Origin of the sequence: Thalassotalea ponticola (assembly GCF_041379045.1) — a bacterium.
GTDB classification, from domain to species: Bacteria; Pseudomonadota; Gammaproteobacteria; order Enterobacterales; family Alteromonadaceae; genus Thalassotalea_A; species Thalassotalea_A ponticola.
Genome location: NZ_CP166871.1, coordinates 2,365,219 through 2,377,978, shown reverse-complemented (window position 1 = coordinate 2,377,978; position 12,760 = coordinate 2,365,219). Strand labels below are relative to the sequence as shown.

At 47.3% G+C, this 12,760-nt stretch carries 9 protein-coding genes; 3 read left to right on the top strand and 6 right to left on the bottom strand.

The annotated features are described in order from the left end of the window. Positions 1-116 precede the first annotated feature (116 nt). Entirely contained in the window at positions 117-698 is a 582-nt protein-coding gene (locus ACAY30_RS10295; RefSeq protein ID WP_290252107.1) for a TetR/AcrR family transcriptional regulator, read from the bottom strand. 276 nt (positions 699-974) lie between these two features. Here ACAY30_RS10295 and ACAY30_RS10290 point away from each other — a divergent pair, with 276 nt between their 5' ends. The 3 genes from ACAY30_RS10290 to ACAY30_RS10280 all read left to right on the top strand — a co-directional run bounded on the left by ACAY30_RS10290 (position 975) and on the right by ACAY30_RS10280 (position 5,892). Continuing rightward, on the top strand, positions 975-2,036 hold the full coding sequence (locus ACAY30_RS10290) for an efflux RND transporter periplasmic adaptor subunit (RefSeq protein ID WP_290252108.1): 1,062 nt from the start codon (positions 975-977) through the stop codon (positions 2,034-2,036). Further along, on the top strand, positions 2,036-5,074 hold the full coding sequence (locus tag ACAY30_RS10285; RefSeq protein ID WP_290252109.1) for an efflux RND transporter permease subunit: 3,039 nt from the start codon (positions 2,036-2,038) through the stop codon (positions 5,072-5,074). The genes ACAY30_RS10290 and ACAY30_RS10285 overlap by 1 nt, the downstream gene beginning before the upstream one ends. Before the next feature lie 152 nt (positions 5,075-5,226). Then, positions 5,227-5,892 (top strand): OmpA family protein, encoded by a 666-nt coding sequence (locus ACAY30_RS10280; RefSeq protein WP_290252110.1) that lies wholly within the window; start codon positions 5,227-5,229, stop codon positions 5,890-5,892. A 102-nt stretch (positions 5,893-5,994) separates the two neighbouring features. On the opposite strand, the gene ACAY30_RS10275 is transcribed toward ACAY30_RS10280, so the two are convergent. The 5 genes from ACAY30_RS10275 to ACAY30_RS10255 all read right to left on the bottom strand — a co-directional run bounded on the left by ACAY30_RS10275 (position 5,995) and on the right by ACAY30_RS10255 (position 12,723). Then, positions 5,995-6,951 carry a hydroxymethylglutaryl-CoA lyase gene (locus ACAY30_RS10275; protein WP_290252111.1) on the bottom strand — a complete coding sequence of 319 codons (957 nt, stop codon included), beginning with the start codon at positions 6,949-6,951 and terminating at the stop codon, positions 5,995-5,997. Then, positions 6,952-8,958: an acetyl/propionyl/methylcrotonyl-CoA carboxylase subunit alpha gene (locus ACAY30_RS10270; protein ID WP_290252112.1), complete on the bottom strand. Its 2,007-nt coding sequence runs from the start codon at positions 8,956-8,958 to the stop codon at positions 6,952-6,954. Between the two features lie 17 nt (positions 8,959-8,975). Continuing rightward, positions 8,976-9,800 carry an enoyl-CoA hydratase/isomerase family protein gene (locus ACAY30_RS10265; RefSeq protein ID WP_290252113.1) on the bottom strand — a complete coding sequence of 275 codons (825 nt, stop codon included), beginning with the start codon at positions 9,798-9,800 and terminating at the stop codon, positions 8,976-8,978. A 13-nt stretch (positions 9,801-9,813) separates the two neighbouring features. Further along, on the bottom strand, positions 9,814-11,421 hold the full coding sequence (locus tag ACAY30_RS10260; protein WP_290252114.1) for a carboxyl transferase domain-containing protein: 1,608 nt from the start codon (positions 11,419-11,421) through the stop codon (positions 9,814-9,816). A 132-nt stretch (positions 11,422-11,553) separates the two neighbouring features. Next, entirely contained in the window at positions 11,554-12,723 is a 1,170-nt protein-coding gene (locus ACAY30_RS10255; RefSeq protein ID WP_290252115.1) for an isovaleryl-CoA dehydrogenase, read from the bottom strand. Between the last annotated feature and the right edge of the window lie 37 nt (positions 12,724-12,760).

Genomic DNA, 12,760 nt, shown 5'->3' with positions numbered 1-12,760 from the left:
CTGTAAAGATTTATCGCAGTAAATAAAAAAATTAAACTGAGCAAAATCGAAAAAGTAACACGCGCTGCGCCAGTGTCTTTGGTGTCAATGCAGTCTAGCCGTCGGTAGTTGGAATTTTAGTTGCAGTTAGTAACCAATGTCGCTTGACGATACACGCCTATATTGCGCTCAATAAGTGTGTCAATCGCACCAGTGTTCTGAGCGCGTAATAAGCCTTTAAAGTTTAATTCAATCAGCTCGGCAAACTGCACAGTGGATAAATCAACCGCCTCTAACTGAATGTGATTGGCAGCCAATGCCCGCTCTAAAACTGTGGCGATATAACGGGTATTTTTCTGACGGTGCTCGAACAGTAAGTCATCACAATACTTGTTGGCGGCAAACAATAACTCATTGCGGATAAGGTCTTGTTCAATATCGGTAAAAAGCGGCGTCGCCCACGTTTGTAGCAGGCAATGTATTTTCGACCAGCAGTCAATATCTCGTTCGACCAACACTTCAGAGAGTGCATTTTCTTGGTCAAAATGCTCATTGATTACCGCTCTAAGCAAATCTTGCTTGGAGCCAAATTGCTTGTGAATTGTGACTCTAGATATATCGGCGTAACGGCTAACTAACGAGACGTTGGTTGCTTGGTACCCATGCTGGGTAAAGCAGCTTTTTGCTGCAGTTAAAATTCTCTCTCTGCTTTTTGCCATAGTTTACTCATCACATAACTTCGTCGTAACCAAGGTTGTTGATCGCCAATAAACGGGAGTCCCGCGTAGATAATACCATTCTAACACGCTAAGTAAGGTCTAATATAGTAGGTACGAACAGCGTATTGCATAAATTACAGGTCATCAATGTTTACACTTAGTGTAAATGTGTTAACATCCGCAAGCCGGTTAATACCGTCGTTGCTTCGATAATCGCTGTACTCTAGATGACAGTTAATTGTCGTGTGTTTTTTGTTCAAAATTCAAGGGAACTTTATGCACCATTTAAGTCGATATCTCGTTGTCTGTCTTATCTGCCTACTCGCGGGGTGTTCAGATAGCGGTCAAACAACGGTGGAATCAACCTCGCCATCGGCTAAAGTCGTACAAGTGGCCGCGGTGGTTGATAGACCTGAGTTAACCCATTACACGTTTCCAGCGACGGTAACCTCAGTGAAAAATTTGGCATTGAGTTTCGAAGTATCAGGCCGTTTGCTGGATAACGCTCTACTAACAGGAAGCCAAGTCAAAAAAGGCGATTTATTGGCCACTCTTGACAGTGTGCCGTATCAGCGACGAGTCAATGAAAAAACCGCGTTACGCGATAAGGCCGCTCGCGAGTTAAAGCGGGTAAAAGCGTTATTTAGTCGAAACTTGGTTGCTCAATCCGCATTAGACAATGCCAAAACGGACTATGAGTTGGCGCAAATCGCATTGCTCAAGGCACAACAGGATCTCGATTATACTAAGCTATACGCGCCATTTGATGCACAAGTGTCTGAGCGCTTAATCGATTCGAATAACTTAGTTCAAGCGGGGCAACCAATTGCCACCTTGCAAGATATGTCGCGTATATATTTTACCTTTAACGTGCCAGAGCGTTTACTGTCTATCTATAAAGGTAATCCGGTTGTGACCGCACGCGCTAAGTTAGTCAATCAACCCGGCTCGTTTGCCATTGAATACGTTGAACATTCAACCGCAGTTGATCCGGTAAGTCAAACCTACAAAGTTGTGTTTGCGATGGACCCTATCGCCAATCGCAATATCACCCCTGGAGCGCGTGCAACCGTAGATATTGCTTTTAATAACAGCTCTGATTTAGGTCATCATCGGGTGCCGTTTTCAGCGCTAGTTGGCGCTTCAGAAAGTGGTTTTAAAGTCTTTAAAGTGATGAGTGATAACACAGTGTCGCTGGTGCCTGTTGAGGTGATTAAAGTCGTTGATGGTTATGCCTTACTCGAGTCAGATTTAGTTGTTGGCGACCGCGTCGTATCTGCGGGCGCAAGTCATTTAAGCGATGGCATGAGTGTACGCGTGTATCAAGGTGAGCGCTAATGAATATTGCTCATTACGCGATTACGCGTCCGGTAAACATCTGGTTGTTGATCGTCATTTTCACAGTTGGTGGCGTGATTGGCTTAGAGAAAATCGGGCGCCTTGAAGATCCTGCCTTTACCATAAAAACGATTAAAGTTATCACCCCTTATCAAGGGGCAAGTGCAGAACAAGTTGAGCAAGAAGTAACCGAGCCGGTTGAAATCGCGTTGCAGCAAATGTCACAACTGCGTCGCCTGACCTCTATATCCAAGCCCGGTGTATCGGAGGTTACGGTTGAAATGCAATCGCACTACGACTCACGTGAATTACCCCAGGTGTGGGATGAATTGCGCAAGCGTTTAGTCGATTTAAAACCGTCTTTGCCACAAGGCAGCGGTACGCCTATAGTGTACGATGATTACGGAGATGTGTACGGCTTGTATTACGCACTCACTGCGCCAGACTTTAGCCCAGGGCAAATGCGCGAATTTGCGCGTATCATCCGCCGTGACTTACTGACCGTACCGGGGGTGAGCAAAGTCGATGTTCAAGGTGTTCTGCAAGAGCAAATCGTAGCCTACATGGATCCAAATCACATTGCCGGTTTAGGAGTGTCATTTCCCGATGTGGTTAATCTACTCGCCAATAATCTATCACCAGCGAGCGGTGCACGGCTGCAAGTTGGCGATAAGAAGGTGCGAATATTGGTGGAAAATCCAACCAATAAGCTCAATGAAATAAACCAGTTGCCTCTCGTCGTTCCAGGTACTAATCGCACCATTAAACTGCAAGACATTGCGCAAATAAAACTTGAACCGGTTGACGTACAAAGCACGATTATTCGCTACCAAGGCCATAGTGCGATCACTTTAGCGGTGGCCGCCGTTGACGATGTTAATATTGTCGACGTTGGTCAGCGAGTGAACCAGAAAATTAACCAACTTATCGCTCAGCTACCACTCGGTCTAACCTTGCAGCCGATTTACGATCAAGCGCAAGTAGTTGATCAAGCCGTATCGGGATTCGTTGAAAATTTATTTATGTCGGTTGCAGTGGTCATTATCACCTTATGTGTATTTATGGGCTGGCGTTCGGGCGTTGTGGTTGGCTCAATACTTGTAGTAACCGTCATGGGCACCATTTTAATTATGTGGCAACTGGGGTTACAACTGCAGCGAATTTCACTTGGTGCCATGGTTATCGCCATGGGAATGTTGGTTGACAATGCCATCGTCGTCGCTGAGGGAATGATGTTGCGCATGCGCGCCGGCAAGAATGCGACAGAGGCTGCGACATTTATTTTAAAACGCACCCAGTGGCCGTTACTTGGGGCGACAGTTATCGGAATTGCCGCCTTCTCAGGAATCGGCCTTTCTAACGATTCAACGGGAGAATTTCTTTATTCGCTGTTTGCGGTTATCTTGATATCACTGTTGCTAAGCTGGCTGTTAGCGGTGTTTGTTACCCCGTTATTCGGTGCTTACTTTTATCAAGTGGGCAGTGGTGATGGCGATCAACATGACCGTAAAAATCGCTTGTTAGCAGGTTATCATCGTGGGCTTAGTTGGTGTCTTCGCCATCGGAGTATTACCATGCTGGTTTTGTTGCTGGTGACTATCGGCTCTATGGCCAGTTTTTCGAAACTCAAGCAAGGCTTTTTTCCTCCCTCGAATACGCCAATTTTCTTTATTCACTATTGGGGACCTCAAGATCAGGATATTCGCAGCACAGATGTGGTCATTAAGTTGGCCGAGCAAAGCGTGTTAGGGCTGTCAGACGTTGAGTCAGTGACCAGTTTTGTCGGTCAAGGAGCAGCTCGTTATACCTTAACGTATGCCCCTCAATCGCCAAATGAAAGTTATGGCTTATTAATGGTTCGCGCCAAGAGCAGTGAGCAAATAGAAAATCTTACCAAGCGTTTACTGCGTCAGTTACCCACGTTGGACTTAGATGCCAACTGGTATTCGGAGCGTATGCAGTTCGGTCCGAGTAATGGTGCTAAATTGGCCGCGCGATTCTCCGGTCCAGACAGTGAGGTACTTCGTCAGTTAGCTGAGCAAGCCGTTGCCAAACTGAGAGACGACGGTCAAGTTCGCGATATACGGCACGATTGGCGAGATAAAGGCAAAGCACTTAACGGTCACTACGACGAAGTTAGCGCCGGTGTCGCCGGCATTTCTCGCAGTGATTTTAATGATGCAATGCAATATGCAAGCTCAGGCCTACAGTTGGGACAATTACAAGATGGCGATTATCGCTATAAAATTATCGCCAAAATGGCCAATGCCGATGAAGACCCGATAAAGGCGGTAGAAAATGCGCAAGTGTGGTCATTGCAACAGCGTCAATACGTGCCGTTTAGACAAGTATCGAAAGGTATTGAATTAGTTAGTGAAGAGGTGCAAATTCGCCGCAGAAATCGCATTCGCACGATCACTGTTCACGCTGACCCTGGCTTTAATGAAACCGCAGCTTCAGCCTTGGCAAGAATTCGTCCAGTGATTGAAAGCATCGAATTACCGCCGGGCTATGAACTTCAATGGGGCGGAGAATACGAAGCTTCCAAAGACGCTCAGCAAGCGCTGGGTAAAGGCTTGCCAGCCGGGTTTTTGGCGATGTTTGTGATCAGCGTGCTACTGTTTGGTAGAGCACGACAACCGCTGATCATTTGGCTGATTGTGCCAATGGCTGTGGTTGGCGTTGTCGCAGGTTTGTACGTGACCAACTTGGCCTTCAGTTTTATGGCACTGCTGGGCTTTTTAAGTCTATTTGGCATGCTCATTAAAAACGCCATTGTGTTACTTGAAGAAATCGATTTGCAACGACAAGAGGGCAAAGCTGAGAAGCTAGCCATAGTAGACGCCAGTATCAGTCGTCTTCGCCCCGTGTCGTTGGCGGCGATCACCACGATTTTAGGTATGGCACCATTGCTCAGCGATCCGTTTTTTGCCGATATGTCGGTAACCATTATGGGGGGCTTGGCGTTTGCCACCATTTTAACGTTAATTGCCGTCCCCGTGCTTTACGCCATGCTGTATAGAGTGCGTTATCGCTAGTTTTTTGTACGGTTAGTTGTCTAGCGCGTGTTAAACGGCTTGTGGCTATTTGTTTTTGCATTCGGCAAAGGTATGATGAGCGCAATTTTTGTCAGCTCAGTTACGAGAGAGCAGAGCTGATGTTCATATCTAACATACCGAAAGGGAAGCTTATGAAAAAAACAACGATAGCCATAATGCTTGGTTCACTGGTTTTAACAGGGTGTCAAACCACCCGTGAAAATGCTCATACAGGACAGACCGAAACCAATGCAACTACCATGGGCGCAATAACGGGGGCAATTGGTGGCGCCATTATTGGTGCCGCAACTGCGAGCAAGAGCGATCGCAAGAAAGGCGTTCTCCAAGGGCTTATTGGTGGTGCGGCGATCGGTGCTGGTGTTGGCTATAAAATGGATCAACAAGAGCGCATTTTACGTCAAAAGATGCTTGCTTCTGGGGTGCAAGTAAAACGCGTTGGTGAGAACCAACTGCAGTTAGTGATGAGTAACGGTATCGGCTTTGATACGGGCTCGTACTTTTTACAAGCACAGATCAACCCGACGTTAGACGGTATTGTTGAAGTATTGAAAGAGTTTCCTCAAACGCGAATCCACATTGCTGGTCACACCGACAGTGTTGGCAGTGAACAATCAAATCAGTTGCTATCAGAGCAACGCGCCATGGCAGTACTAAACTACTTTAGCCAACAAGGCGTAACTCGCAACCGGTTAATTGCCGAAGGCTTCGGCGAACAATGGCCATTGTGTAGCAATGACACTGCGCAACAGCGTCAATGTAACCGTCGCGTAGAAATTAATATTATTCCAGCCAGTTAATTGCGATATACAAAAGTACTCTGACCAACGATGAACTCACCGTGAACAGAGTACTTTTTTTCGCCGTTGTCGTAAACTTTGAGCGTCGTTACCAGAGACGCCCTAGGTGGCGTCACATTGATGACGATAAGCCTGAGACACTTTAGACGTTGGCGCTTTGTTGAGGGTGTCGCTAATAAACCAACCCGCTTGCAGCAAGGCATCAAAATTAATGCCGTGTTCGATCCCCAAGCCGTTCAGCATATAAACCACGTCTTCAGTCGCAACATTACCTGATGCTCCTTTTGCGTAAGGACAGCCACCGAGTCCGGCAACCGAACTATCAATAACACTGACGCCCATTTGCAATGCCGCGTAAATATTAGCCAGTGCTTGTCCATAGGTATCGTGAAAGTGTACCGCTAACTGCTCTAACGCAACGCGTTTACTTACCTCTGCTAGTAACTGTTTCACTCGCTGTGGCGTGCCAACACCAATGGTGTCACCTAACGATACTTCGTAACAGCCCATATCAATAAGCGCTTTGCTTACCTCCGCCACTTTTTTAGCGCTGATATCACCCTCATACGGACACCCCAACACACAAGACACATAGCCTCTTACTTTCATATTGTGAGCTTTAGCCGCTTGCATTATTGGGATGAAACGCTGTATCGATTGTTCGATAGAGCAGTTGATGTTCTTTTCGCTAAAGCGCTCAGATGCCGCGGCAAAAATAGCCACTTCATCAACACCCGCCGCTAAGGCTGACTCGAACCCTTTCATATTGGGCGTCAACGCGGCGTAGGTAACGTTAGCACCTCGTTTAATGGTCTCGAATACCGCCGTTGATGTCGCCATTTGCGGCACCCATTTAGGCGATACGAAGCTACCGCTTTCGATGTAACTCAAACCTGCTTCGGTTAGCTTGTTGATCAAGCTGACCTTGTCTTTAGCCTCGATAAACTGCGCTTCATTTTGTAAACCATCACGCGGTCCAACTTCAACGATTTTAACCTGACTTGGTAGAATTTCTAGGGGGTGATTGTTGTGTTTATTCATGTGCGTAATGTTACTCATTTACTGCTCTAATGCGCTAAATGACAATAGCTGGGCACCGCCATCAACCAGATCGCCAGGAGCAAAATAAAATTCATTTACAACCCCAGGGTACGGTGCTTTGATGGTGTGTTCCATTTTCATCGCTTCCATGACCAATAATGGTTGATCTTTGACTACTTGTTCACCGGGCTTGGCCAGTACAGTAACCATGGTACCATTCATCGGTGCCGAGAAGTCCCCCGCTGTTTGCTCTTCCTCGCCAACGTGGTGCTCGTCGCTCAGTTTAACGTCGATGGCACCGAATTCGCCAAAAAGGCTTATTCGCTGTTGGTGTTTGCTGACTTGAAAGCGACGGTTGTGACCATCAATACTCGCCGTTAAACAGTCGCCTTGCAACCAACCTCGCGCAGTTACCGTGACCTCAGCAACCGATATGGTGTATTGCGTCGACTCGTTGCTGTCATTGCGCTCGATACTGACAGGATAAATACAGTCCTGATATTCAAGTTCAAAGCGATTGATGGCCGCCCCATTTAAACGCCAATTGTTGTGCGCGTTCCACGGTGAATGAACATCTCGTGAATTGGCATAAACAGCGCGTTCTCGTTCCTGTTGTAACTGCACACACAATGCCGCAATAGGCAAGTTGTCGATTGGCGTTTGATCTTGACTTGCAAACACTATGTCGCGATGCTTGTCGATAAAACTGGTGTCGAGTTCGGCATCGATAAACGGCTGACTGGTGGCCAAATTATGTAAAAAGTTGATGTTCGTGGTTACCCCTTGGATTCGATATTCCATCAATGCTTTTTGCAGTCGTTGTAGCGCTTTGTCTCGGTCTTCGTCCCAGACAATAAGCTTCGCCACCATAGGGTCGTAGTACACACTGATCTCGTCTCCTTGGCGAATACCCGAGTCGATACGGACATACTCGGTTTCACTCGGCGTGGATAAAAAGGCCACTTTGCCTGTCGCCGGAAGAAAGTCATTATCGGCATCTTCGGCATAGATACGCGCTTCAAAGGCGTGACCGTGAATCGATAATTGTTGTTGGGTGCAAGGCAACGCTTCGCCGGCGGCAACACGCAGTTGCCATTCAACCAAGTCCTGTTGAGTGATTTTCTCGGTGACTGGGTGCTCAACCTGTAGTCGCGTATTCATTTCCATAAAGTAAAACGAATCATCAACGTCTAACAAGAACTCTACCGTGCCAGCACCCTGATAACCAATGGCTTGAGCCGCTTGAATTGCCGCTTGGCCCATTTGTCGGCGCAAAGTGTCGCTGATCCCTGGTGCTGGTGCTTCTTCGATGACTTTTTGGTGACGACGTTGTACAGAACAGTCTCGTTCAAATAAATACACCGCGTTGCCACGGCCATCGCAAAACACTTGAATTTCGACATGACGAGGCTGGGTCAAATATTTTTCAACCAGCATTTGTTGATCGCCAAACGAAGACATCGCTTCGCGTTTGGCGGCAGCGAGTTCACTATTAAATTCAGCTTCAGACCAAACTTGGCGCATTCCTTTGCCACCACCACCAGCGGTTGCTTTTAATAACACCGGGTAGCCCATCTGATCGGCAGCGGCTTTTAACACGGCTTCGCTTTGATCTTCGCCGTGATAACCTGGCACTAAAGGCACATTGGCTTGTTGCATTATGGTTTTTGCCGCCGACTTACAGCCCATGGCTTCGATAGCGCCTACCGGGGGACCGATAAAGGTAATATTGTGGTCTTGGCACAGGCGACAAAATTCACTGTTTTCCGATAAAAAACCATAGCCAGGATGAATGGCTTGGGCGCCAGTTCGCAGGGCTGCGTCGATAACCTTTTGCCCTTGTAAATAGGATTCTCTTGATGGTGAAGGGCCGATATACACCGCTTCATCCGCCATTTCTACGTGCAGGCTATCACGATCGGCATCAGAATAAACAGCAACCGTTAAAATACCCATTTGTTTTGCTGTACGAATAACGCGACAGGCGATTTCACCTCGGTTAGCAATTAAAATTTTTGTAAACATAAAAATCCCTGTATCGATTATTGTTTGCTGTTTATCCAGCTCGGTTGGCGCTTCTCAAAAAAAGCAGCCAAACCTTCTTGTCCTTCGGGACTGACGCGAATATTGGCGATGCGTTCGCTCGTTGTCGACATCAGCGCTTTATCAATGGTTTGATAGGCCACATCGAATACCAATTGCTTGGCTTGTGCAACGGCTTTTGGGCTGTTAGCGAGTAGCGCTGTGACGATATTGTCGGTCATTTCATCGAGTTGTTGTGGTGCTAAGACGTCATCAACTAAACCCAATTGCTGAGCTTTATTGGCATCAAAGCGCTCTGCGGTTTGAAAGTAGCGGCGCGCTGCCTTAACGCCCATGGCTTGAATGACATAAGGGCTGATCGTCGCAGGAATTAATCCCAACTTAACTTCTGACAGGCAAAATTTGGCGTGTGAGCTCGCTAGTACTACGTCACAACAGGCGACCAACCCCACTGCACCACCAAATGCGGCTCCTTGCACCTTGGCAATCGTTGGTTTGTTCAAAAAGTTGAGGCGTTGTAGCATGGTGGCCAAGGCATTGGCGTCGGCGAGGTTTTCATCTCGACTGTAAGATGCCATGCGTTTCATCCACATCAAATCGGCACCAGCGCTGAAGCTCTTGCCATTCGCTGCTAACACTACGACGCGTATGTCATCGCATTGTTCAATACAGTCGAAAATGCTAGTTAATCTAGCAATAACGCTATCGTCAAAGGCATTGTGTTTTTGTGGATTGTTTAAGGTGATATGTGCCACCCCGCGCTCGTCGATGGATAGGTCGACAAAGTGTTGGCTAGCAGCAATCTCGTTTAATATCTGAGTCATAGCGTTGCCCTTATTACATTCTAAATACGCTAAACTGGGTATCTTCAATTGATTTGTTAAGCGATGCCGAAATGGCTAAACCCAGTACGTTACGGGTTTGGGCTGGGTCAATTACCCCATCATCCCACAGCCGTGCCGAAGCATAATACGGGTGACCCTGTTGTTCATATGCGTCAATAATCGGCTGCTTGAACGCTTGTTCCTGCTCAGCACTCCAGCTGTCACCTTGTTTTTGTTTTTGATCGCGTTTGACTTGCGCTAACACACCTGCGGCTTGCTCGCCTCCCATGACCGAAATTCGCGCGTTGGGCCACATAAATAAAAATCTTGGATCGTAGGCGCGACCGCACATGCCGTAATTTCCGGCACCAAAACTACCACCGATTAACACGGTAAACTTCGGTACTTTTGCACAGGCAACGGCAGCCACCATTTTGGCACCGTGCTTGGCGATACCACTCGATTCATATTGCTTACCCACCATAAAGCCGGTGATGTTTTGCAAGAACAGAAGGGGGATCTTTCGCTGTGCACACAGTTCAATAAAATGAGCGCCTTTTTGTGCGCTTTCGCCAAACAGAATACCGTTGTTGGCAACGATACCGACAGGGTAACCAAAAATATGGGCGAAACCACACACCAGTGTGGTACCAAATAGCGCTTTAAACTCATCAAATTCGCTGCCGTCGACAATGCGCGCGATCACTTCGCGTACATCGTATGGTTGGCGAGAATCTTTGGGAATGATGCCGTATAACTCACGGCTATCGTATTTGGGGTCGATAGCGTCTTTGCATTGTAACTGTTGTGGCTTTAACCGATTTAAATTAGCAACGCTTGCGCGAGCCAACTGCAATGCGTGATGATCGTTTTGCGCGTAGTGATCGGCGACACCCGATGTGCGACAATGGACATCGGCGCCACCTAGATCTTCCGCACTGACTTCCTCGCCTGTTGCCGCTTTGACAAGCGGTGGTCCGGCTAGGAATATTGTTCCTTGCTGTTTGACGATAATTGACTCATCGGCCATGGCCGGAACGTAAGCACCGCCAGCCGTACAAGAGCCCATAACCGCGGCAATCTGAGGAATATTGGCAGCCGACATATTGGCTTGATTAAAGAAAATACGACCGAAGTGTTCGCGATCGGGGAATACGTCGTCTTGATTTGGCAAGTTTGCACCACCTGAGTCAACCAGCGAAATACACGGCAAGTTGTTTTGTTCAGCAATGGTTTGTGCCCTGAGGTGTTTTTTCACGGTAAGCGGATAATATGTGCCACCTTTGACGGTGGCGTCATTGGCGATAATCATACACTCTTGCCCACTTACTCGACCTATACCGGTGATAAGACCGGCACAGGGGACGTTGTCGTCGTAGACTTGATGCGCGGCAAGTTGTGACAACTCCAAAAAAGGTGAACCCGGATCAAGCAGGTGGTAAACCCTATCGCGAGGTAGTAGTTTACCCCTAGACAAGTGCCGTTCTCTTGAGCGCTCACCACCGCCAAGCTTAATTGTTTCAACCAGTTGATTTAAATCATCGACCAGGGCTTGCATGTGCTCGGTATTGTCGTTGAATTCTTGGCTGCGCGTATTTATTTTACTGTTTATTACTGCCACAAGATATCCTCTCGGTACACCAAAGGGATTGCGCCTTTGTGGCTAGCAAACCCCTTTGCAATAGATTCGTTTATCCGGTTTGAAACCGTTACATAGTTATCCGCACCAAAGCATCTTGACGCGGATAGGTGATTACTTGGATTCGTTGAATAATTCACGACCGATAAGCATGCGTCGAATTTCTGACGTACCGGCACCGATTTCGTATAATTTTGCATCGCGAAGCAAACGGCCAGTAGGAAATTCGTTGATATAACCGTTACCACCGAGGATCTGAATCGCATCAAGCGCCATTTTAGTAGCCAGCTCAGCGGCATATAATATTGCCCCTGCGGCATCTTTGCGCGTGGTTTCGCCGCGATCACAAGCTTGCGCGACCGCGTATACGTAGCTGCGAGCCGCATTCATTTGCGTGTACATATCGGCGATCTTGCCCTGAATTAATTGAAACTCGCCAATTGATTGACCGAACTGTTGACGGTCGTGAATATACGGAACAACGACATCCATAGCCGCTTGCATGATGCCTAAAGGACCGCCTGATAAAACCACGCGTTCGTAATCTAAGCCACTCATCAACACACGAACGCCAGCACCAACTTCACCTAGTACGTTTTCAGCGGGAACGCGACAGTTTTCGAATACTAACTCACAGGTGTTTGAACCACGCATTCCGAGCTTGTCGAGCTTTTGATGGCGAGAAAATCCGGGGGCGTCGCGTTCAATAATGAATGCGGTAATACCTTTAGAACCGGCGTGAATATCGGTTTTGGCATAAACCACATACACATTGGCATCAGGACCATTGGTGATCCACATTTTATTGCCGTTTAAAATATATTCATCACCTTGTTTTTCCGCTTTAATTTTCATGCTGACAACGTCAGAACCAGCATTTGGCTCACTCATCGCCAGTGCGCCGATGTGCTCACCAGAACACAGCTTAGGCAGGTATTTTAGTTTTTGCTCGTGTGTGCCATTGCGGTTTATCTGATTTACACACAAGTTTGAGTGAGCACCGTAGCTCAAACCAACCGATGCTGAGGCGCGCGATATCTCTTCCATGGCAATAACATGTTCAATATACCCAAGGCTACTACCGCCGTATTGCTCGTGAACAGTTAAACCGAGTAGACCCATATCACCAAACTTTCTCCACAAATCGTGTGGAAATTCATTGTCGATGTCGATTTGCGCTGCACGTGGCGCAATTTCGTCACGGGCAAACGCATTGACTTGTTCACGGATCATATCGACCGTTTCACCAAGATTGAAATTTAAAGAAGAAAAACGAGAGATCATAGTCTTACCCTTGCTGTAAAATTTTTGTTTTTGTCGT